General features: G+C 46.6%; 18 protein-coding genes. 9 read left to right on the forward strand and 9 right to left on the reverse strand.

The features are described 5' to 3' along the window. Positions 1–5 precede the first annotated feature (5 nt). Positions 6–2354 carry a penicillin-binding protein 1B gene (gene mrcB, locus ACFFUV_RS13430; protein WP_390193630.1) on the reverse strand — a complete coding sequence of 783 codons (2349 nt, stop codon included), beginning with the start codon at positions 2352–2354 and terminating at the stop codon, positions 6–8. Next, positions 2351–4831 carry an ATP-dependent helicase HrpB gene (gene hrpB, locus ACFFUV_RS13435; protein ID WP_390193633.1) on the reverse strand — a complete coding sequence of 827 codons (2481 nt, stop codon included), beginning with the start codon at positions 4829–4831 and terminating at the stop codon, positions 2351–2353. The genes mrcB and hrpB overlap by 4 nt, the downstream gene beginning before the upstream one ends. Before the next feature lie 56 nt (positions 4832–4887). Between hrpB and sfsA the strand changes: the two genes are divergently transcribed. The 7 genes from sfsA to panC all read left to right on the forward strand — a co-directional run bounded on the left by sfsA (position 4888) and on the right by panC (position 10849). Next, positions 4888–5601: a DNA/RNA nuclease SfsA gene (gene sfsA, locus ACFFUV_RS13440; protein WP_390193635.1), complete on the forward strand. Its 714-nt coding sequence runs from the start codon at positions 4888–4890 to the stop codon at positions 5599–5601. A gap of 137 nt (positions 5602–5738) precedes the next feature. Then, positions 5739–6188, forward strand: coding sequence for an RNA polymerase-binding protein DksA (dksA, locus tag ACFFUV_RS13445; RefSeq protein ID WP_390193637.1), 450 nt, complete (start codon positions 5739–5741; stop codon positions 6186–6188). 118 nt (positions 6189–6306) lie between these two features. Next, the gene (gene gluQRS / locus ACFFUV_RS13450) at positions 6307–7197 is read left to right on the forward strand and encodes a tRNA glutamyl-Q(34) synthetase GluQRS (RefSeq protein WP_390193639.1); all 891 of its coding nucleotides are present in this window, start codon (positions 6307–6309) and stop codon (positions 7195–7197) included. Positions 7198–7284: 87 nt separating this feature from the next. Beyond that, positions 7285–8634, forward strand: coding sequence for a polynucleotide adenylyltransferase PcnB (gene pcnB, locus ACFFUV_RS13455; RefSeq protein WP_390193893.1), 1350 nt, complete (start codon positions 7285–7287; stop codon positions 8632–8634). Then, positions 8631–9116 carry a 2-amino-4-hydroxy-6-hydroxymethyldihydropteridine diphosphokinase gene (folK, locus tag ACFFUV_RS13460; RefSeq protein ID WP_390193641.1) on the forward strand — a complete coding sequence of 162 codons (486 nt, stop codon included), beginning with the start codon at positions 8631–8633 and terminating at the stop codon, positions 9114–9116. Before pcnB ends, folK begins: the two co-directional genes overlap by 4 nt. Positions 9117–9140: 24 nt before the next feature. Beyond that, complete coding sequence (panB, locus tag ACFFUV_RS13465) at positions 9141–9935, forward strand: 3-methyl-2-oxobutanoate hydroxymethyltransferase (protein ID WP_390193643.1); 795 nt, start codon at positions 9141–9143, stop codon at positions 9933–9935. A gap of 11 nt (positions 9936–9946) precedes the next feature. After that, positions 9947–10849: a pantoate--beta-alanine ligase gene (panC, locus tag ACFFUV_RS13470; RefSeq protein ID WP_390193645.1), complete on the forward strand. Its 903-nt coding sequence runs from the start codon at positions 9947–9949 to the stop codon at positions 10847–10849. 58 nt (positions 10850–10907) lie between these two features. Here panC and ACFFUV_RS13475 read toward each other — a convergent pair whose 3' ends face one another. After that, positions 10908–11678, reverse strand: coding sequence for an ABC transporter permease (locus ACFFUV_RS13475; RefSeq protein ID WP_390193647.1), 771 nt, complete (start codon positions 11676–11678; stop codon positions 10908–10910). A gap of 4 nt (positions 11679–11682) precedes the next feature. Then, complete coding sequence (locus ACFFUV_RS13480) at positions 11683–12606, reverse strand: ABC transporter ATP-binding protein (RefSeq protein WP_390193650.1); 924 nt, start codon at positions 12604–12606, stop codon at positions 11683–11685. A 286-nt stretch (positions 12607–12892) separates the two neighbouring features. Here ACFFUV_RS13480 and can point away from each other — a divergent pair, with 286 nt between their 5' ends. Then, entirely contained in the window at positions 12893–13561 is a 669-nt protein-coding gene (gene can, locus ACFFUV_RS13485) for a carbonate dehydratase (protein WP_390193652.1), read from the forward strand. Between the two features lie 78 nt (positions 13562–13639). Here can and hpt read toward each other — a convergent pair whose 3' ends face one another. After that, positions 13640–14170 carry a hypoxanthine phosphoribosyltransferase gene (hpt, locus tag ACFFUV_RS13490; RefSeq protein ID WP_390193655.1) on the reverse strand — a complete coding sequence of 177 codons (531 nt, stop codon included), beginning with the start codon at positions 14168–14170 and terminating at the stop codon, positions 13640–13642. A 292-nt stretch (positions 14171–14462) separates the two neighbouring features. Between hpt and ACFFUV_RS13495 the strand changes: the two genes are divergently transcribed. Next, a complete protein-coding gene (locus ACFFUV_RS13495; RefSeq protein ID WP_390193658.1) occupies positions 14463–15077 on the forward strand; it encodes a LuxR/HapR/OpaR family quorum-sensing transcriptional regulator in 615 nt (204 codons plus the stop codon). A gap of 106 nt (positions 15078–15183) precedes the next feature. Here the strand turns inward: ACFFUV_RS13495 and lpdA are convergent, their stop codons facing one another. The 4 genes from lpdA to pdhR form a co-directional block, all read right to left on the reverse strand. Then, on the reverse strand, positions 15184–16608 hold the full coding sequence (lpdA, locus tag ACFFUV_RS13500; protein WP_390193660.1) for a dihydrolipoyl dehydrogenase: 1425 nt from the start codon (positions 16606–16608) through the stop codon (positions 15184–15186). Positions 16609–16875: 267 nt separating this feature from the next. Next, positions 16876–18753, reverse strand: coding sequence for a pyruvate dehydrogenase complex dihydrolipoyllysine-residue acetyltransferase (gene aceF / locus ACFFUV_RS13505; RefSeq protein WP_390193664.1), 1878 nt, complete (start codon positions 18751–18753; stop codon positions 16876–16878). A 17-nt stretch (positions 18754–18770) separates the two neighbouring features. Continuing rightward, the gene (aceE, locus tag ACFFUV_RS13510; RefSeq protein ID WP_390193666.1) at positions 18771–21431 is read right to left on the reverse strand and encodes a pyruvate dehydrogenase (acetyl-transferring), homodimeric type; all 2661 of its coding nucleotides are present in this window, start codon (positions 21429–21431) and stop codon (positions 18771–18773) included. 49 nt (positions 21432–21480) lie between these two features. Beyond that, the gene (gene pdhR / locus ACFFUV_RS13515) at positions 21481–22248 is read right to left on the reverse strand and encodes a pyruvate dehydrogenase complex transcriptional repressor PdhR (RefSeq protein ID WP_390193670.1); all 768 of its coding nucleotides are present in this window, start codon (positions 22246–22248) and stop codon (positions 21481–21483) included. Between the last annotated feature and the right edge of the window lie 132 nt (positions 22249–22380).

Raw genomic sequence — 22380 nt, forward strand, 5'->3', positions numbered from 1 at the left:
AATCACTACCAACTAAAAATACGTTTAATCCATTGTGCTGGTTGATCTTCACATTGTTTTTTTAACGCGCCATCTCGATCCCACACCGGAAGCTTCTGGCGATCATTACAGTCTAACTCTAACCCACCTTCAGAGGTTGGTGAGAAGCCTAACGTCGTAATGCCTTTTGGCCACGGCAAAATCAATTTTTGTGGGACACGCTGCGCAAGGTAATCTGCATAAATACGTAAAGCGCCGCTCGAACCTGTTAAATGTGTCGGCTTGTTGTCGTCGCGCCCAACCCAAATGGTTGTCACTTCTCGACCATCAATCCCCACAAACCAACTGTCACGAGTGTCGTTACTGGTACCGGTTTTCCCCGCCAGGGCCGCCCACCCAAATTGGCTACGCAGATAGCGCCCTGTCCCTTCCAAAACGCCGCGTTTCATGGCGTAAGTGGTTAACCACGCAGCTTGCTGCTCGACGGTTTGTGACACGCGTGGAATGGATTCGTAAATCACCTTACCATCGAGATCAATGACCGATCGCAACGCTGATAATTGGGCTTTTTTACCCGAATTTGTCAAGGTTTGGTACATTTGTGCGACTTGAATTGGGGTCAAGGTAAAGGATCCCAAAAACATTGATGGAACAGGACGAATTTCATCGCCACTAACGCCAAGTCGAGTAAACGTGTCGACCACGTTATCAATGCCAAGCTGCATGCCTAGCTGTACGGTCGGTACATTTAGCGATTTGGCGAGCGCCAAGTACAAGGGGACATCACCTCGGAACTTACGATCATAGTTACGTGGTGCCCACAAATCGCCGCTCTCATTTTTCAGCGTCAGCGGTTTATCATCAAGTGTGGTCGCCAAATTATATTTATCTGGTTGCGACAAGGCCGTTAGGTACACCGCAGGCTTTGCCAACGAGCCAATTTGGCGGCTGGCATTGAGCGCTCGGTTAAACCCATCATAGCCTGCGCGTTTACCTCCAACCATGGCGCGAATTTCACCACTGTGACGATCAACTGCGACAGCCGCCGCTTCAAGCTCATTGCCACCCACTTTGGCAAGATCAGGAATTTTACGCGCCACTGATTTTTCCAGTTCATCTTGCGATACCGGATCCAGCGAGGTAAATACTCGTAATCCCACTTCCGATTTAAATCCTGCCCCGACCTTCGCTTTCAGCTCACGATTAAGTTGTTCAAAATAGGCAGGCTGTCGGCTGGCAATTCTGGGATTATCCTGAATATCAAGATTTCGACTCGCGGCCTGTTCATATTGGCGCGGTGTCAAAATATTTTGCTGCATCATCAATTTTAAAACCAAATCCCGGCGTTCTTTGGCACGTTCAGGGTAGCGGACTGGATTATAGTAGGAAGGACCTTTGACCATTCCCACCAACAGTGCCAGTTGATCAATACGTAGCTCTTCTATGGGTTGACCAAAATAAAGGCGAGAGGCCAAACCAAAACCGTGAATCGCTTCTCCGCGTGATTGCCCTAAATACACCTCATTCAGGTAACCTTCCAAGATACGGTCTTTGCTGTAGCGATAGTCAATGATGAGAGCCATGTAAGCTTCACGTAATTTACGCCACAAAGTCCGGTCACTGGATAAAAAGATGTTCTTGGCCAATTGCTGAGTCAGCGTGCTACCGCCTTGCACCGTGCGTCCAGCCTTGATATTAGCAACCAGTGCGCGCGCGATCGCCATCGGAGAAACACCGTCATGACGATAAAAGTTGCGATCTTCGGTGACAAGAAGCGCATCAACCATCACTTCCGGAAATTGTTCGCGACGTAGAAATAGTCGTTGTTCATCTTGCCCTTTTTCCAACATCCCCAACATTTTAGGCTCAATGCGTAAGTAACCCAAATCGCCTCGCTTCTCTAACGACTGAATACGTTGCAAGCCAGACTGGTTAAAATAGAGCATAACGTGACGATCCGGTTCTGGGCCGTCAGAGAATTCGAACGGACGACGGATCACTTCAATCTTGGTCGAAGATGATGAATATTCCCCCGGATAATGTGGCTGAGAGACTTTACGATAGTTGAGCACATCCAGTTCGTTACGGACTTCTTGAATCGAGATATCATCACCAGGGGCCAAATTCAAAATTCTGGCATACACCACCGTTGGTAATTCAAACAAGTGCCCTTCAAAGCGCTGTTTGACCACGCTATCAAGATAGATACCGACAAAAATCAGTATCGCGATCACCACCAACGCGACTTTCCAACCAATGCTCCACAAACGTTTTAAAATGGAATGCTTGGCTGAACCACTGCGGTTTTTTGAGCGCTTTTTCGAACTGGCCGTATTGTTAGTTCGGGGCTTTTTCGGCGTTTTCTTATCAGTCATGAATTCAATTGTCGTTTGGTTTTCGTTGTCGCGATGTGGGATGCAGGATCATCAGGCCACACATGTTTGGGGTAACGCCCTTTCATTTCTTTTTGTACGTCTTTATAGGCGCCTTGCCAAAAAGCCGCTAAGTCTTGTGTCACTTGAAGAGGACGCTGAGCAGGGGAAAGTAACTCCAACACAACCTTCACCGTACCGTTCGCAACGGTTGGAGAGGTTTGTTCGCCAAAGACTTCCTGCATGCGAACGGAGAGCGTCGGTTGCTGTCCTTGCTGATAGCGAATTGCCTTGCGAGTGCCCGTCGGCAATTGATATTCACAAGGCAACCATTGGTCGATGGACTGGTTTAATGGCCACCCTAAATAAGCATTCAACGCTTGATACACATCGACCTTGTTTATCTGCTTGGCAGAGTGAATTGAGTGAAGATACGGCTCGAGCCAATCTTCCAGATGGCTCAACAACGCGGAGTCATCGAGTTCAGGCCACGCTTGCTCGGGCAACCATTCTGCGCCACAGCGAGCACGCTCCAGCAGGTTGGTTGCTTTTGGCGTCCAATTTAATACTTTCAGACCATGGCGACGGACATAGTTAAGTAAAGCTTGCGTCATTTTTTCGCGAGGCGGATCGGCAAGCGCTTGACGCTCTAATATCAACTGCCCAAGTTGCACTCGCAATTCAGCGACTAGACGACCACGCTTATCATCCCAATCAACCCACTCATGCTCAACAAGCAAATGCGGAATATGCTGTTGAACGCTAATAATATCAAGCTCAGCGGCAAGCAATACCCGGCTTGATTGGCGAGCATTGGGACTGCGCATGACATCGGCAACCACCAAATAATCGCATTGTGCTAAAGGGTGTTCATCACTCAATTCAACACCATGGCCATTCGCTAATAGGTAGCTGACTTGCCCATTTTGCGATTGCGTAGGACGTCGCTGCGCAATGCGTTCAGGAAAAGCTCGACACAGCATCGTAGCCAGTAATGTCGGCTCCACAGCATGGCTCTCAAACGATTCACCGCATAAACGGGCGAGTTGCGTCGCCCGCGCCAACACACGTTGCTGAACGCTATGACGACGTGATAAAAAGCGCTGTGCACTGTGGGCAAAATCCACTTGCTGCTTTTCAGGTTCTTCAAGCAAGGCCGCAGCAAGCGCCGCGGTGACGGTTTGCGAACGATTCTCTGCGCTGGTGAGCATAGCGCCGATTCTTGGCGCAACCCCAAGGTGTTGGGTTTTCTGCCCTTGCGTGGTGAGTTGATAATGGCGGTCCATCAGCCCCAGACGCTGTAAGAGTGCCCTCGCCTGATTGAATGCCGCAGCTGGAGGACAATCTAACCAAGCCAATTCAGATACCTGAGTCGTTCCCCATTGAGCCAACTCCATCGCCAATGGCGACAAATCGCTACGAACAATTTCTGGAACTGGCACATAGGGTTGTTGTTTGAGCTGAGACTCGCTATACAAACGCACACAGATACCAGCTTCAAGGCGCCCAGCTCGGCCAGCGCGCTGCTCAGCAGACGACTGAGCAATGCGAATTTGTTCAAGCTTACTGATACCCGTTTTGAGATCAAAACTGGCGGTGCGTTCAAGCCCACTATCGACCACTAAGCGAATGCCTTCAATGGTCAAAGACGTTTCCGCTATGTTGGTCGCAAGTACCACTTTACGCCGCCCCTTTGGGCTTGGCTCAATGGCTTTTTGCTGCTCATCAGCACTTAATTGACCGAAAAGCGGGCAAATATCCACGTCATCGGCAATCAATGATTCGAGCGTTTGCTGAGTCTGCTTAATAGCACCAACGCCAGGTAAAAATGCGAGCAATGATCCATGATGCTGATGAAGAAGCGCGCTGATTTTTTTTGCCATAAACGGCGCTAAATACTCATTGGCCCCCAAGGGTTGATAGACAATATCAACCGGAAACGATCGCCCTTGTGACTCAATAAAACGCGCTTCGGGCAATAATTGCTGGAGAGCTTGCCCATCCAAGGTCGCCGACATCACCACCAGCTTTAAATCGTCACGAAGCGCTTGTTGAATTTCCAAACACAGAGCCAACCCGGTATCCGCATGTAGGCTGCGTTCATGAAACTCATCAAACATCACCATACTGATACCGCTCAGTTCGGGATCAGACTGAATCATCCGGGTTAACACGCCTTCAGTCACCACCTCGAGACGTGTGTACGTACTGGTTTTGGTTTCCCCACGAACGCGATACCCAACGGTTTGTCCAACTTGCTCCCCCAGTTGTTTGGCAAGATAACGCGCAATATTCCTCGCGGCCAAGCGCCTAGGTTCAAGTAAAATAATCTTTTCTGGCAACAGGTTGGCCTGCAAAACTGACAATGGAAAGTGAGTAGACTTGCCCGCCCCTGGTGCAGCTTTCAGGATCAATTGTTGGCAATCAGACACCGCTGCAAGCAATTGCGGCATCACTGTTTCTATGGGCAGTTGTGACAATGGAGAAACCTTGTGGTGTAATGACGACAGACATTGTACATAAAAACAGTAACTAAATGCACTTTCAACCCGAACTCCAACCGGCGATATTAATTAAACGCTACAAGCGCTTCCTCGCCGATATCACGTTACCCGACGGCAGTGAGCGAACCATCCATTGTGCGAATACAGGGGCAATGACTGGCTGCGCTGACCCCGGCAGCACCATCTGGTACTCAACTTCCGATAATCCAAAACGCAAATACCCAAATAGTTGGGAACTGGTTGAAACCGCAAAAAGGCATACCATTTGCATTAATACCGCTCGCGCCAACCAATTGGCGATAGAAGCCATTGAGGCTGGCGTCATTGATGAGCTACAAGGGTATGAGCAACTTCAGGCAGAAGTGAAATATGGCAATGAAAATAGCCGGATTGATATCTTGCTCAAATCAAACGCTCAACCAAAATGTTATATAGAAGTAAAAAGTGTCACCTTGTTGGATGAAGCACAACATGGACAAGGCTACTTCCCCGATGCGGTGACGACTCGTGGTCAAAAGCACCTGCGAGAATTAACGGAAATGGTCAATACTGGAAGCAGAGCGGTACTTTTGTTTGTAGTTTTACATTCAGGTATTGAAAAAGTCTCTCCGGCACACCATATAGATGCGAACTATTCAAAATTATTGAAACACGCGCAAAGACAGGGAGTCGAAGTCTACTGCTATAAAGCAGAGATGAACAAAGACGGTATGGCACTGAACGAGTCAATTGAGTTCATTAACTGACAGAAAAAATGATGTTGTGTTCACATTGACAACAAGTTTACTAATCAGTGTTTGCCTCGCCCAATTCTTTTTGCTATAGATACCCGCCTCAAATTAACTGCTCAAGCAGTTGACTAGGTGTTAGTAGGAGATGCTGCATGCCAGAATCATCAAAAAAGAAAGCGCTAGGCATCCTAGCCATTGCTGGTGTTGAGCCATACCAGGAAAAAGCAGGTGAAGAGTACATGTCACCTGAGCAACTGGCTCATTTTAGAAAAATTTTAGAAGCTTGGCGTAATCAGTTAAGAGAAGAAGTCAACCGTACTGTGCATCACATGCAAGACGAAGCCGCTAACTTCCCAGATCCGGTTGACCGAGCATCTCAAGAAGAAGAGTTCAGCCTAGAACTGCGTAACCGAGACCGTGAACGTCGTCTGATCAAAAAGATCGAAAAGACACTGAACAAAATCGAAGAAGATGATTTCGGTTTCTGTGAGTCTTGTGGCGTTGAAATCGGTGTTCGTCGTCTAGAAGCTCGTCCTACAGCAGACCTATGTATCGACTGTAAAACACTGGCTGAAATCAAAGAAAAACAGATGCAGGGTTAAACCGCTGCTATTAATAAAAAGGGAGCTATGGCTCCCTTTTTGGTTTACTACATCGTGAAATTTATATTTTCGGGGTTTGCATCTCCGCCCCATTCACCACCTTTTCGCGAGCAATGTCATGACATATATTGGACGCTTTGCCCCTTCCCCGTCTGGTCCCTTGCATTTTGGATCTCTTGTCGCGGCTTTAGGCAGTTACTTTCAAGCCCGAGCCCAACAAGGCCAATGGCGAGTCAGAATCGAAGATCTCGACCCTCCACGTGAAATGCCAGGCGCAGCCGATGCAATTCTAAGAACGCTTGAAGCTTATCAGCTGCATTGGGACGGCGAAGTCGTATACCAAAGTCAGCGCCACGATTTGTATCAATCGCAAATTGACCATTGGTTAGAACACAATGCCGCTTACTACTGTGAATGCACTCGAAAACAGATAAAAGCTGAGGGCGGTTTTTATCGCGGAACTTGTCGTAATAAACACATTACCTCCCCTAAAGCATGTTCTGTACGCCTGTGCATGACACAACCCGTCTATCAATTTTACGATATCAAACACGGTGAGATTAAAATCCCTAAGCCATTGGCGGATGAAGATTTTATTATCAAAAGACGCGATGGTTTGTTTGCGTACAATTTAGCAGTAGTATTAGACGACATTGACCAAGGTGTGACCGAAGTTGTGCGCGGCGCAGATCTGATTGAACCAACAGGACGTCAGTTGAGTCTCTATAAATTGCTCGCAAAGCCTCAGGTAAGCTACTTGCATTTGCCCCTCGCATTAGATCAACATGGGCATAAATTATCTAAGCAGAATCATGCGACAGCGATTGATGACCATCAGCCTCGTCCTGCGCTACTCAATGCGATGCAGTTTTTGGGCTTTCAGGTTCCTGATGACGTATCACAAGCCAAGATTGAAGAAATTCTTCAATGGGGAGTGGCGCATTGGCAAGTTTCTCAGCTACCGATGGCACTCGAGATCACACCAAGATTCTCAAATGCGGCGCGCTAAGCTATTATTAGCCGCAAAATTCGTCCCGATTGGGCCTAAGTGAATAAACCAAGCAAGGTTGGCTTTAGTGATTATTGCCAAAAGCAGATGAATAAGAACGATACAAAACCGAGCGAGGCAACGCATATTCCAGAACTCGCTTTAAATCTCATGACTCGAGAAGAGCACAACATTTCCCGCAAGCAGATCAGTGATAACGCGCTGAAAGTCCTTTATCGTCTGCACAGTGCTGGATTTGATGCGTATCTTGTTGGTGGTGGTGTACGAGATTTACTTTTAGGACACACCCCCAAAGACTTTGATATCGCCACCAATGCGACGCCAGAGCAGATCAAAAAACTGTTTCGTAACTGTCGTTTAATCGGTAGACGTTTTCGTCTTGCCCACATTATGTTTGGTCGTGACATCATTGAGGTGGCGACTTTTCGTGGTCATCATCAAGAGAAAGCTCAGAATATTGCTCAGCAATCAAAAGAAGGCATGCTACTGCGTGATAACGTCTATGGCACCATTGATGAAGATGCTGAGCGTCGTGATTTCACGATTAATGCGATGTACTACAACATCGCCAATTACGCGATCCACGATTACGCTGGTGGCGTAGAAGATCTCGAAGACAAACTGGTGCGCCTGATTGGCGACCCAGAAGTACGCTATCGTGAAGATCCAGTTCGTATGCTGCGTGCCATTCGATTTGCCGTCAAACTGGATTTTGACATTGAAGAAGACACGGCCGATCCTATCGAGCATCTTGCGCCGTTGTTGAAAGATATTCCGTCAGCGCGTCTGTATGAAGAATCGCTCAAAATGCTCCAGACCGGGCTTGGCTTGGAAACCTATCATTTGATGCGCGAATATCAGCTGTTCCAACAACTGTTTCCAACCATCGCTCAGTTCTTTAGCGACGATTATTCGTCGCCAACAGAACAGATGTTGGATTTAGTACTGGATGCGACTGATCAGCGCATAGAGAGTGGTAAACGCATCAACCCTGCGTTTATGTTTGCCGCGATGCTGTGGTATCCAATGCAAGCCAAAGCGGAGCAGCTGCAGGCCGAGCGCAAGCTGTCCTATTACGACGCTGTGATGGAAGCGGGTAACATCATTATTGATGAACAAGTAAAAACCATCGCCATTCCTCGCCGTCATACCGCTACGATACGAGAAATCTGGCAACTGCAGCTACGCCTGCCACGTCGCAACGGCAAACGCGCTTTTCGCTTAATGGAGCTGAACAAGTTCCGTGCTGGGTTTGATTTTCTTGAAATGCGCGGTGAAATTGAAGGCGAAGAGACAAAGCAACTTGCCAAATGGTGGGAAACCTTTCAAAATGCCGGCCGCAATATGCGCCAAGCGATGGTTGCAGACATAGACGGTGCTTCGCCAAAACCAAAGCGTCGCCGTACCAATAAGAAAAAAACCAAGGCAACATCATGATTACCGTTTTTATTGCGATTGGCAGTAATCTTGATGATCCGGTGAGCCAAGCTCAGCAGGCGATTGAAGCACTTAAAGATCTTCCAGAATCCACTTGGGTGAGTGCTTCTTCGCTCTATAGCAGCACACCGATGGGGCCACAAAATCAACCCGACTACATCAACGCAGTCGTGGAAATAAAAACAACTTTGACGCCGTTGGCTTTACTTGATTGCACACAAGCAATTGAGCAAAAGCACGGGCGCGTACGTAAAGACGAACGTTGGGGGCCACGAACCCTCGACCTCGATATTTTACTTTACGGCAATGAGGTGATCGACTCTGAGCGTTTAACCGTTCCTCATTACGGAATGAAGCAGCGCGAATTTGTGCTTTATCCGCTCGCTGAGATCGCACCGAATTTGACTCTCCCTGATGGGACTGAGCTCCCAGCCCTACTTGCGACAGTAGACAAAAATGGACTCAGCATTTGGCGCCCCTAGCCATTCCCTGCTAAGGACAAGAACATGAAAAAAATTACCATTAATGACTTGATGAAGTGGAAGCAAGAAGGCCGTAAGTTTGCTTCGGTAACCGCTTACGATGCCAGCTTCGCTCAACTGTTTGAAAGCCAAGAGATGCCGGTGCTATTGGTCGGCGACTCATTAGGTATGGTATTGCAAGGTCGTGAAGACACCTTGCCAGTGACCGTTGAAGATATTGCTTATCACACACGTTGTGTACGTGCGGGTAGCCCAAACAGCTTACTGATGGCCGACATGCCCTTCATGAGCTATGCCACTCCACAACAAGCGTGTGAAAACGCAGCGAAGATCATGCAAGCAGGCGCGAACATGGTCAAAATCGAAGGTGGTGAATGGTTGGTTGATTGCGTAAAAATGCTGACTGAGCGCGCCGTTCCTGTGTGTGCACATCTCGGCCTAACGCCTCAATCTGTCAATATTTTTGGTGGTTATAAAGTTCAAGGTCGTGACAGCGACAAAGCCGATCGCATGGTAAAAGACGCGTTGGCTCTTCAAGAAGCTGGCGCACAAGTTATTTTACTCGAATGCGTTCCGGCCGATCTTGCTGCACGCATTACCGAAGTATTGGACGTCCCGGTCATCGGAATCGGTGCAGGCAACCAAACCGACGGTCAAATTTTGGTGATGCACGATATGTTTGGTATTTCCGCCAACTATATGCCGAAATTCTCGAAAAACTTCCTCGAAGAAACAGGAAATATGCGAGATGCTGTGACCAAGTACCTACAAGATGTGCAATCAGGCACTTTTCCTGATGAACAACATACGATTGCCTAGAGGACATACTCATGCAAACCATTGCTGACATTTCGACGTTAAGAGAACAGATCGCCCAATATAAGCGTGATGGCCGAACGATCGCTTTTGTCCCAACCATGGGCAACCTGCATGAAGGCCACATGAGTTTAGTGCGCAAAGCACGCGAAGTGGCGGATATTGTTGTCGCTAGTATCTTTGTTAATCCGATGCAATTTGATCGCGCCGACGATCTTAATAGCTATCCGCGCACGCTCGATGACGATCTCAACAAGCTTAACCAAGAGTCTGTGGATCTGGTTTTTACACCAACGCCTGAGGTTATCTATCCTGAAGGATTGGATAAACACACTTACGTCGATGTACCAGGGTTATCCACTATGCTTGAAGGCGCGTCTCGTCCGGGACACTTTCGCGGTGTGACAACCGTGGTCACCAAGCTATTCAACCTAGTTCAACCTGATATTGCCTGCTTTGGCGAAAAAGATTATCAGCAGTTGGCGGTGATTCGTAAGATGGTCTCCGACATGGCCATGAACATCATCATCATTGGTGTACCCACGGTGCGCGAAATGGATGGCCTTGCGATGAGTTCACGTAACAACCGTTTGACGCTTGACCAACGCCAGCGTGCTCCTGTCCTTGCTCGTACGATGCGTTGGATAAGCAGTACGATTCGCAGCGGACGACGAGACTACGCCTCGATCATCGAAGACGCCAATGATCAATTGCGAGCCGCAGGTTTGCACCCTGATGAGATTTTTATTCGAGACGCCCATACTTTATCAACGATTACTGAGCAAAGTATTCAAGCGGTGATTTTGATGTCTGCGCACTTAGGTCAAGTACGACTGATTGATAACCAAGTCATCGATCTCAACGCCGAAACGAAAGATAAAGACACACAAAGTGAAGCGTCTCACCAAGACGCCTAATGGATTAGCAATAAAAAAGGTCGACATCCGTCGACCTTTTTTATTGCTTTGTTATCGGTTAGGTACGCAGGCCAATTCCTTTCGTCACCAAGTAGTGCGCTACGGAATAAAGTAATACAACAAAAATGCCCAGCACACTGAATGAAGTAACAATCCCCACATCCGAAACGCCTAAGAAGCCATAACGGAAGGCATTGACCATATAGACAATCGGGTTCACTTTAGAGACTACTTGCCAAAAGTCCGGTAGCAGACTGATCGAGTAGAATACCCCACCCAAGTAGGTTAATGGGGTGAGCACAAACGTCGGGACAATAGAGATATCATCAAACGTTTTCGCAAATACGGCATTAATCAAACCACCTAATGCAAACACGACTGAAGTCAGGAAGACGGTGACAATAATAATGCCCCAATGTTCGACATTTAAATCAACAAACAGCAGAGAAACCAGAGTGACTAACGTCCCCACCAACAAACCACGTGTAACGCCTCCCATCACATAACCAGCGATAATCACATAGTTCGGCACAGGTGCGACCAACAGTTCTTCGATATTTTTCTGCATTTTGGCGCTAAAAAATGATGATGCAACATTGGAGTACGAGTTTGTAATCACCGACATCATGATTAAGCCTGGAACGATGTATTCCATATAGCTAAAGCCGTTCATTTCGCCAATACGCGAGCCAATCAAATTACCGAAAATAATGAAATAGAGTGTCATGGTAATCGCTGGCGGTACTAGGGTTTGTACCCAGATACGCATAAAGCGATGAACTTCTTTACTTAATAAGGCGCGAAATGCTGTCCAATACAACTGATACATTCGACTAGGCTCCTTGTTGTTCACGTACAATGCTGACAAATAACTCTTCGAGACGATTGGCTTTATTGCGCATTGAAGTCACGGTCACACCAAGATCTGTTAATTGAGTAAAGACTGAATTCAAGCCTTGGCTTTTGTTCAGTTCAATTTCCAGCGAACCATCCACCATCGCTTGGGCGTTCACCCCGTTTAGCGTAGGCAGTTCAATATCATTGTTTTCGAGATCAAGAATGAAGGTCTCGACACTCAGTTTACTCAGCAATGACTTCATCGTGGTGTTTTCGATTAATTCACCACGATTGATAATACCGATATGCCGACAGAGCATTTCCGCTTCTTCTAAATAGTGGGTAGTCAGGATGATAGTAATGCCTTGGTCGCGGTTAATTTCTTTTAGAAACTCCCACATTGAGCGGCGCAATTCGATGTCAACTCCAGCGGTTGGCTCATCCAAAATCAGCAATTTGGGTTCGTGCATTAACGCACGAGCAATCATCAGCCGACGCTTCATCCCACCCGATAAGTTGCGCGCACGTTCATCACGCTTCTCCCAAAGATCGAGTTTTGACAGATATTTTTCTGCGCGCTGCTTAGCCACGTCTTTGGAGACACCGTAGTAGCCCGCCTGCTGCATCACAATTTGCTCAACCGTTTCAAACTGATTGAAGTTAAACTCCTGCGGAACCAGCCCAAGGTTTTGTTTCGCCAATTCAAGATCAGTATCGATATCATAACCAAAGACCTTAACGCGGCCAGATGTTTTGTTGACGAGTGAAGAAATGATACCGATAGATGTAGATTTACCTGCCCCATTGGGGCCAAGGAGTGCATAAAAGTCTCCTTGTTCGACATTTAAGCTGATGCCCTTTAATGCTTCAAAACCTCCAGCGTAGGTTTTTCTAAGTTGTTCTATTTCTAATGCGTACATATATAAGTCGCTTGTTTTCTCAAGACCCTCTACAGATGCCGTTGAAATGCGGCTTTTTCAACCCTAGAGGGAAATTAATTATTTGATTCCGACACAAAATTGTACAGAAACCACACAACAATTTACACATCGACGACGAGTCAGGCTTGCAAGTCGTAGAAAAGATCGGCAGATTTCAATTACGGAACCCATAACACATCTGAACAGTCCTATCCTGCCTATTTTTTGCGAGAATGCTGTCGGGTATTTGTGTATATTGGAAACAGGTTTTTAGGGAAATGTTAACATGCCGGAAATTAAACAGCTTTTTGAAAACAACTCAAAATGGTCGGAGTCAATCAAATCCGAACGTCCAGAATACTTTACCAAGCTAGCCGAAGGTCAAAAACCTGATTTTCTATGGATCGGCTGCTCAGATAGCCGTGTACCGGCCGAACGCTTAACCGGACTTTATTCCGGCGAACTGTTTGTTCACCGTAACGTTGCGAACCAAGTCATTCATACCGACCTCAACTGCCTATCCGTCGTCCAATACGCGGTTGATGTGTTGAAAGTCAAACATATCATCATTTGTGGTCACTATGGTTGTGGCGGTGTGAATGCGGCGATTGATAACCCGAATCTGGGCCTTATCAACAACTGGCTGCTGCACATTCGTGATGTCTACTTTAAGCATCGTGAATACTTAGACCAAATGCCAGCGGCCGATCGCGCTGACAAACTTGGTGAAATTAATGTCGCAGAACAAGTCTACAATCTGGGTAACTCAACCATCATGCAAAACGCATGGGAACGAGGCCAAGACGTGGAAATTCACGGCGTTGTTTACGGTATTGAAGACGGCCGTTTGGAATACTTAGGTATTCGCAGCAATTCAAGAGAGACGGTTGAAGCTTCTTACCAAACCGCACTGGACACTATTTTAAACCCAGATCAGAAGCTGCTTTGCCGCTAAGATTGAGCTTTTCAGGTTTTCAGTCATAAAAAACGCCCAAATGGGCGTTTTTTTATGAGCGTTTATCAGGCAATGAGATTACTCAAGAGGAACCACTTTGCCAATAAACGGCAGATGACGATATTTCTGCGCGTAGTCAATACCTACACCAACGACGAATTCATCGGGAATATCGAAACCAATCCATTCGACTTTTACGTCAACTTCGCGGCGACTTGGCTTATCCAACAATGTACAGATATTAATCGAATTTGGCTCACGCAATGACAAAATTTCACATACTTTTGAAAGTGTATTTCCAGTATCAATGATATCTTCGACCAATAATACGTCTTTACCTTTGATGTCATCATCTAGGTCTTTCAAAATACGGACATCACGCGAGCTTTCCATGCTGTTACCGTAGCTCGACGCGGTCATGAAGTCGACTTGATGAATCACGTCAATGCTACGAGCAAGGTCTGCCATAAAGACAAACGAGCCACGTAAAAGGCCGACAAGAACCAGTTCTTCGCTGTCTTTATAATGTTGGGTGATCTGTTTACCTAGCTCGTGAATGCGCTCCTGAACTTGCTGTTCAGAAATCATCACATCTACTCTGTGCTTCATAACTCTCTCGTTTTTCTATTGACGATTTGGTTGGAACGCAGTGCGCACCGATTTTAAGGCGCTAAGTCTACCACTGATGGTAATGAAGTAAAAATGACAATAGAAAAATACAAATTTAGTTAATTTTGACCTGTATTTTATAAATTATATAATTAATTATAAAAGCCCAGCAAAGGATTGACCAAAATGATATGCACCATTACACTCATAATGCTAAAAAGCAAATAATAATTAATTATATAGGGCATATCAGCCCATACAACGACAACTCAATTGGCAAGGAAATACCCTTATGGACTCAATAGCTAAAAGGCCACGTACACGGCTTTCGCCTCAAAAACGTAAGCAGCAGTTAATGGAAATAGCACTCGAAGTGTTCGCCAAACGCGGTATTGGACGAGGCGGTCATGCAGACATTGCAGAAATCGCGCAAGTGTCTGTGGCGACTGTCTTTAACTACTTTCCTACTCGTGAAGATTTGGTGGATGACGTACTCAACTACGTAGTACGACAATTCTCTAACTTCCTCACTGAAAACATCGACCTTGACCTTCACGCCAAAGACAACATTAACAACTTAACCAGTGCTATGGTTCACCTTGTGGTTAATGATTGTGATTGGCTACGCGTATGGTTTGAATGGAGCGCTTCAACGCGCGATGAAGTTTGGCCGCTGTTTATCAATACCAACGAGACCAATCAGAAACTGATTCAAAACATGTTTGCGAAATCAATGGAACGCGGAGAGTTGAGCAACGAGCACGATCCTGAAGATCTGGCGACATTGTTCCATGGCTTATGTTACTCATTGTTCTTGCAATCAAACCGTCTACACAATGAAGAAGCGATGCAACGCTTAACGCAAAACTATTTGGACATGCTCTCGATCTACAAGAAAGCGTCTTAATAATGCTTCGAGTAACACGTGACTTATGTTGTATCACTGATAATAAAAAACCGCTGACGTAATCAGCGGTTTTTTTTGTATTTGAAGCTCTAACGTGTAAGACGCGTTATTTCTTCTTCGCTTTCGCATTCGGAAGGTCAGTAATGGTACCTTCAAAGACTTCAGATGCAAGACCAACAGACTCATGCAATGTTGGGTGAGCATGAATGGTCAATGCGATATCTTCGGCATCACAACCCATCTCGATCGCAAGACCGATTTCACCAAGCAATTCACCACCGTTAGTACCAACGATAGCACCACCAATAACGCGATGAGTCTCTTTATCAAAGATAAGCTTAGTCATACCGTCAGCACAGTCAGAGGCGATTGCACGGCCTGACGCTGCCCAAGGGAAGGTAGCCACTTCGTACTTGATGCCTTCTTCTTTGGCTTCTTTTTCAGTTTTACCAACCCAAGCCACTTCTGGCTCAGTGTACGCAATTGAAGGAATGACTTTCGGATCGAAGTAGTGTTTCTTACCAGCAATAACTTCAGCCGCGACGTGACCTTCATGCACACCTTTGTGGGCAAGCATTGGTTGGCCAACGATATCGCCGATTGCGAAGATGTGCGGTACGTTTGTACGCATTTGCTTATCAACATTGATAAAGCCACGCTCGTCCACTTCCAGACCCGCTTTCTCAGCTTCCAGAAGTTTGCCGTTTGGTACACGACCGATAGCCACAAGGACCGCATCGTAACGCTCAGGTTCTGCTGGCGCTTTTTTGCCTTCCATCGAAACGTAAATACCATCTTCTTTTGCTTCAACCGCGGTGACTTTGGTTTCTAGCATCAAGTTGAACTTGTCTTTGATACGTTTGGTATAAACCTTAACGATGTCTTTATCTGCTGCTGGGATTACCTGGTCGAACATCTCGACCACGTCAATTTGTGAACCTAGAGAGTCGTAAACGGTTCCCATTTCCAGACCGATGATACCACCGCCCATGATGAGAAGTTTTCCAGGAACTTCTTTCAGTTCAAGCGCATCCGTTGAATCCCAAATGCGTGGGTCTTCATGCGGGATGAACGGCAGTTTGATTGGGCGAGAACCCGCTGCCACGATAGCGTTGTCGAAGTTAACGACGGTTGTGCCGTCTTCGCCTTCAACTTCAATGCTGTTAGGACCCGTGAACTTACCAAGACCGTTAACCACGTTAACTTTACGCATCTTAGCCATACCGCCAAGACCACCAGTCAATTGGTTGATCACCTTCTCTTTCCACAAACGTACTTTATCGATGTCCGTTTGAGGTTCACCAAAGACAATACCGTGCTCTGCAAGGGCTTTTGCTTCTTCAATTACTTTCGCAACGTGAAGCAAGGCTTTTGATGGGATACAACCCACGTTTAGACACACGCCACCAAGCGTGCTGTAACGTTCAATAAGAACAGTGTCCAGACCTAAGTCTGCACAACGGAATGCAGCGGAGTAACCAGCAGGACCGGCACCAAGTACAACCACTTGGGCTTTAATTTCTTTGCTCATTTTGACCTCTTGTAGTCATTATCCCTAACAGGCTGAGTGGGTATTGATTTTGTAGGTATAAAGTAATGTTGGGCTTTAACCAATTTTTCAGACCGTCAACAGTTTACAGAGATGTTAATGGTGTGAAAAGTAAATCCATTTAGCCTGTGAGCTAGACAACAATTCGCTTGTGAAACCAGATTTTTGACTCCGATTTTAACGAAGTTGTCGTCAAAGTTGATTAGAGAGGCGGCCTAACGCCGCCTCTCTTTAATCATCGAATGTCTATTAAAGAACTAGACGACGAATGTCAGATAGACAAGCGTTCAAGTAAGTAATGAAACGCGCACCTTCTGCACCATCAATCACACGGTGATCATACGACAGTGATAGAGGTAGTTGTAGACGCGGAGCAAATTCTTTGCCGTTCCACACAGGTTTCATTTCAGACTTAGAAACACCCAAAATGCCAACTTCTGGCGCATTCACGATAGGTGTAAATGCCGTACCACCGATACCACCAAGGCTTGAGATAGTGAAACAGCCACCTTGCATATCAGAAGCCGTCAGTTTACCTGCACGTGCTTTCTTCGATACCGCCGCCAACTCTTCTGAAAGTTCGTAAATACCTTTCTTGTTCACGTCTTTAAAGACAGGAACCACTAGGCCATTTGGTGTATCAACCGCAATGCCCACGTTGACGAATTTCTTCAGAATCAAGCTTTCGCCATCTTCAGACAGAGAAGAGTTAAACGCAGGGAACTCTTCAAGCGCTTTAGCCACGGCTTTCATGATGAACACAAGAGGCGTGATCTTCATACCCGTGTCTTTTTTCGCTTCGATCGCATTTTGTTCTTTACGGAATTTCTCTAGCTCAGTGATATCCGCGTTATCCCATTGGGTAACGTGTGGGATCATCACCCAGTTGCGGTGCAGGTTCGCACCCGAGATCTTCTTAATGCGTGAAAGTGGTTTAACTTCTGTTTCACCAAACTTACTGAAGTCCACTTTTGGCCAAGGAAGTAGGCCAAGTGCTGCACCGTCACCTTTACCTGATGCTCCCGCACCAGACTCAAGACGCTTAAGCGCTTCTTTCACGTAATTCTGAACGTCTTCTTTTAGGATACGGCTCTTACGACCCGAACCTTTAACCTTAGAAAGGTTAACGCCAAATTCACGAGCAAGACGGCGAACAACTGGAGACGCATGCGCATACTCGTTGTTTTCTTGGAAATCACCGGTAGAGGCTGCTGGTGCCGCTTCCGCTTTTGGAGCTTCCGCTTTCGCTGCTGGTGCTGCAGGTGCTGCTGCTTGAGCAGGAGCGGCAGCTGGCGCTGCGCCTGCTACTTCAAAGACCATGATCAGAGAGCCAGTAGACACTTTATCGCCAGCAGCGATCTTGATCTCTTTTACTTTACCTGCGAATGGTGCAGGTACTTCCATTGACGCTTTGTCGCCTTCAACGGTGATCAAAGATTGCTCTTCTTCAATCATGTCGCCAACTGCAACCATGATCTCAGTGACTTCAACTTCATCGCCGCCGATATCTGGTACGTTCACTTCTTTGTCAGCCGCTGCTGCTGGAGCCGCTGCTGGCGCAGATGCTTCCGCCGGCGCTGCTGGAGCACCTGAACCTGCGGTTTCAAAGACCATGATCAGTGAACCTGTTGACACTTTGTCACCAGAAGCGATTTTGATTTCTTTGACGGTGCCGGCAAATGGAGCCGGAACTTCCATTGACGCCTTATCACCTTCAACGGTGATCAACGATTGCTCTTCTTCAACCGTATCACCGACAGCGACCATGATTTCAGTGACTTCAACTTCGTCGCCACCGATGTCCGGTACGTTCACTTCTTTGACTTCAGCTGCAGCAGGCGCTGCCGCTGGGGCTGGTGCCGCTTCTGCAGCAGGAGCCGGCGCTGCTGCGCCCGCTTCTTCTTCAAAGACCATGATAAGAGAACCAGTAGAAACTTTGTCACCTTCAGCGACTTTAATTTCTTTAACTACACCGGCTTGAGAAGCTGGAACTTCCATAGAAGCTTTATCGCCTTCAACCGTGATCAGAGACTGTTCTTCTTCAACCTTGTCACCAACGCTTACCAGAATCTCAGTAACTTCAACCTCATCCGCACCGATGTCTGGTACATTAATTTCGATTGCCATTGCTTTTCCTACCTTTATTAAGCGTATAGTGGGTTTGTTTTGTCTGCGTCGATGTCGAATTTCTTAATCGCTTCAGTCACGACAGATTTCTCAACATCACCACGTTTCGCAAGCTCATTTAGCGCAGCAACCACAACGTAACCCGCATTCACTTCAAAGTGACGACGTAGGTTATCGCGGCTATCTGAACGACCAAAGCCATCTGTACCCAACACTTTGTAAGACTCAGCAGGAACAAATGCACGGACTTGTTCAGCGTAGTTCTTCATGTAGTCAGTCGCGGCGATTGCCGGTTCACTGCCCATCACGGTTGTGATGTAAGGTACTTGAGCTTCAGCTTCTGGGTGAAGCATGTTGTAGCGCTCAGCTGCTTGACCATCGCGAGTCAGCTCATTGAATGACGTGACAGAGTAAACGTCAGACGCAATGCCGTATTCTTCGCTTAGGATTTGGCCTGCTTTACGCACTTCGTTCATGATCGTGCCAGAGCTTAGTAGCTGAACTTTGGCTTTTTTGCCTTCGTTGCTTTCAAGCTTGTAGATACCTTTACGAATGCCTTCTTCAGCGCCTTCAGGCATCGCTGGCATTGCGTAGTTTTCATTCATTAGCGTCAAGTAGTAGTAAACGTTCTCTTGCTCACCATACATACGACGAATGCCGTCTTGCATGATCACTGCAACTTCGTAAGCGAAAGTTGGGTCATAAGAGATACAGTTAGGTACTGTGTTCGCCATGATGTGTGAGTGACCATCTTCGTGTTGAAGACCTTCACCATTCAATGTTGTACGACCAGCCGTTGCACCTAATAGGAAACCACGAGCTTGTTGGTCACCTGCCATCCACGCCATGTCGCCAACACGTTGGAAACCGAACATTGAGTAGTAGATGTAGAAAGGAATCATTGGCAAGTTGTTGGTGCTGTATGATGTTGCTGCAGCAACCCATGAAGACATAGCACCTAGCTCGTTGATACCTTCTTGCAGAACTTGACCTGAGGTGTCTTCTTTGTAGTAAGAAACCACACCGCGGTCTTCTGGCGTGTAAGTTTGACCATGCGGGTTGTAGATACCCACTTGACGGAACAAACCTTCCATACCAAAGGTACGTGCTTCATCAGCGATGATAGGAACGATGTTTTGACCAATGTTCTTATCTTTCAGCAGGACGTTTAGAGAACGAACAAATGCCATGGTTGATGAAATATCACGTTTTTGCTCTTCAAGTAGTGCTTTAAAGTCACCCAGTTCAGGTACTTTAAACTCTTGAGTAAAGTTAGGTAGACGCTGAGGCGTATAACCATGAAGCGCTTTACGGCGAGCATGTAGGTATTCGTACTCTTTTGAGCCTTCTTCCAGTTTCAAGTATGGAAGTTCTTTAATTGTCTCATCAGAAACCAAGTCTTGTAGGCCAAGACGATCACGCAAGTGTTGTACGTGAGTCATGTCCATCTTCTTAACTTGGTGCGCGATGTTTTTACCTTCCGCCGCTTCACCCATGCCATAGCCTTTCACGGTTTTCGCTAGAATAACCGTTGGCTTGCCTTTGGTGTCTTGAGCGTTTTTGAACGCCGCGTATAGTTTCGAAGACTCATGACCACCACGTTTCAGTGCGAACACTTCGTCGTCAGTCATGTCAGCAACCAATGCTGCTGTCTCTGGGTATTTACCAAAGAAGTGTTCACGAACGTACGCGCCATCTTTTGATTTGAAGGTTTGGTAGTCGCCGTCAATGGTTTCGTTCATCAGTTGAAGAAGCTTACCAGACGTATCTTTAGCAAGTAGCGAATCCCAGTTGTTACCCCAGATAACCTTAACAACGTTCCAACCAGCACCTTTGAATAGACCTTCAAGTTCTTGAATGATCTTACCGTTACCCATTACAGGGCCGTCAAGACGCTGTAGGTTACAGTTGATTAGGAAACATAGGTTGTCCAGTTTTTCACGTGCTGCGAATGAAATTGCACCGCGTGATTCTGGCTCATCCATTTCACCATCGCCAAGGAAAGCGTAAACGCGCTGTTCTGAAGTATCTTTCAGACCACGACCTTCAAGGTATTTTAGGAAACGCGCTTGGTAAATTGAGGCGATAGGACCCAGACCCATAGAAACGGTTGGGAATTGCCAGAATTCAGGCATCAGTTTCGGGTGAGGGTATGAAGGAATACCTTTGCCATCCACTTCTTGGCGGAAGTTATCTAGCTGCTCTTCTGTTAGACGGCCTTCAACGAATGCGCGAGAGTAAACCCCTGGAGAGATGTGACCTTGATAGTAAACCAAGTCGCCGCCGTCTTTTTCGTTTGGCGCACGGAAGAAGTGGTTAAAACATGTCTCATAGAATGCGGCAGATGATTGGAAAGACGCCATGTGGCCGCCTAGTTCCAAATCTTTCTTAGACGCACGTAGAACGATCATGATTGCATTCCAACGGATGATGGAACGAATACGACGTTCTAAAGTGGTATCACCTGGGTATGCAGGTTCTTGATCGGCTGGAATCGTATTGATGTAGTTGGTGGTGATTCCGGTTGGCATGTCAACACCGTCTAGACGTGCTTTGTCTAGAACTTGCTCAAGTAAGAACTGAGCACGTTCCACACCTTCTTCACGTACAACTGACTCAAGGGCAGCAAGCCATTCTTGAGTCTCCAGTGCATCTACGTCATGCTTCATATCAGACATGGCGATCTATCCTTCTGTTGGTTGGATCTACTTAAACGAGCATGACTCGTTAAGAGTCATTGCCTTGTTGAATTCGACGCAAAGAACGTTCGCGACGAGACTCTTCGCGAGTCAAATCCAACAATGTTTCTTCGATATAAGCTAAATGCGAATGACACATTTCTCGCGCCTTGTCTGGCTGACCTGAAACAATCGCATCCACAATGTTAGCTCGGTGTTTGCTTACTTTCTCCACCACGTCATCGCGGCGGTGTAATAACTTTAAATTTTGAGAAATATTCTGCTCAAGCAAAGGCGCTAAGCTACGAACAATATGCAGCAAGACCACGTTATGGGCCGCTTCGGTAAGCGCAATCAAAAACTCCATAACCGCGGCAGATTCTGCCTCGACGTTTTTGCTAGCTTGTTGCTCACTGATACGTTCTAAGCACTCTTGAATTCGAGCAAAATCTTCGCTGGTACCACGCAATGCCGCGAAATACGCTGATATACCTTCCATCGCATGGCGAGTTTCCAGTAAATCAAGCTGTGTTTCTGAGTGACTAGACAATAAATTTAGCAAAGGATCAGAAAAGCTCGTCCAAATGTTGTCACTAACGAAAGTGCCACCACCTTGACGACGCGTCAGTAGACGCTTTGCTTCCAAACGCTGGATGGCTTCTCGGATTGACGGACGAGACACGTCAAACTGCTTAGCCAGTTCGCGCTCTGGAGGCAACTTTTGCCCCGGAGAGAGTGTTCCTTCCACAATCAACCGTTCTAACTCTTGTTCAATCACATCTGAGAGTTTTGGCTGACGAATCCTTTGATAAGCCATAATTTGTTATTCTGTTACTCTTGTAGGCAATTGGTAATACCAATTTTAAGATGGCGAAGAAATTAACATAATTAAAACGTTTTTGTCCAGCCAAAAATTGACCTAAGTCATAGAAGCCATCAGGACTCAACA

The sequence above is a fragment of the Vibrio olivae genome (genome assembly GCF_042428525.1).
Classification (GTDB): domain Bacteria; phylum Pseudomonadota; class Gammaproteobacteria; order Enterobacterales; family Vibrionaceae; genus Vibrio; species Vibrio olivae.

Excerpts from the sequence above, each read along its gene's own strand:
- mrcB (WP_390193630.1), bottom strand. The coding sequence starts at position 2,354 with ATGACTGATAAGAAAACGCCGAAAAAGCCCCGAACTAACAATACGGCC.
- sfsA (WP_390193635.1), top strand. The coding sequence starts at position 4,888 with ATGCACTTTCAACCCGAACTCCAACCGGCGATATTAATTAAACGCTAC.
- dksA (WP_390193637.1), top strand. The coding sequence starts at position 5,739 with ATGCCAGAATCATCAAAAAAGAAAGCGCTAGGCATCCTAGCCATTGCT.
- gluQRS (WP_390193639.1), top strand. The coding sequence starts at position 6,307 with ATGACATATATTGGACGCTTTGCCCCTTCCCCGTCTGGTCCCTTGCAT.
- pcnB (WP_390193893.1), top strand. The coding sequence starts at position 7,285 with ATGAATAAGAACGATACAAAACCGAGCGAGGCAACGCATATTCCAGAA.
- folK (WP_390193641.1), top strand. The coding sequence starts at position 8,631 with ATGATTACCGTTTTTATTGCGATTGGCAGTAATCTTGATGATCCGGTG.
- panB (WP_390193643.1), top strand. The coding sequence starts at position 9,141 with ATGAAAAAAATTACCATTAATGACTTGATGAAGTGGAAGCAAGAAGGC.
- panC (WP_390193645.1), top strand. The coding sequence starts at position 9,947 with ATGCAAACCATTGCTGACATTTCGACGTTAAGAGAACAGATCGCCCAA.
- ACFFUV_RS13475 (WP_390193647.1), bottom strand. The coding sequence starts at position 11,678 with ATGTATCAGTTGTATTGGACAGCATTTCGCGCCTTATTAAGTAAAGAA.
- ACFFUV_RS13480 (WP_390193650.1), bottom strand. The coding sequence starts at position 12,606 with ATGTACGCATTAGAAATAGAACAACTTAGAAAAACCTACGCTGGAGGT.
- can (WP_390193652.1), top strand. The coding sequence starts at position 12,893 with ATGCCGGAAATTAAACAGCTTTTTGAAAACAACTCAAAATGGTCGGAG.
- hpt (WP_390193655.1), bottom strand. The coding sequence starts at position 14,170 with ATGAAGCACAGAGTAGATGTGATGATTTCTGAACAGCAAGTTCAGGAG.
- ACFFUV_RS13495 (WP_390193658.1), top strand. The coding sequence starts at position 14,463 with ATGGACTCAATAGCTAAAAGGCCACGTACACGGCTTTCGCCTCAAAAA.
- lpdA (WP_390193660.1), bottom strand. The coding sequence starts at position 16,608 with ATGAGCAAAGAAATTAAAGCCCAAGTGGTTGTACTTGGTGCCGGTCCT.
- aceF (WP_390193664.1), bottom strand. The coding sequence starts at position 18,753 with ATGGCAATCGAAATTAATGTACCAGACATCGGTGCGGATGAGGTTGAA.
- aceE (WP_390193666.1), bottom strand. The coding sequence starts at position 21,431 with ATGTCTGATATGAAGCATGACGTAGATGCACTGGAGACTCAAGAATGG.
- pdhR (WP_390193670.1), bottom strand. The coding sequence starts at position 22,248 with ATGGCTTATCAAAGGATTCGTCAGCCAAAACTCTCAGATGTGATTGAA.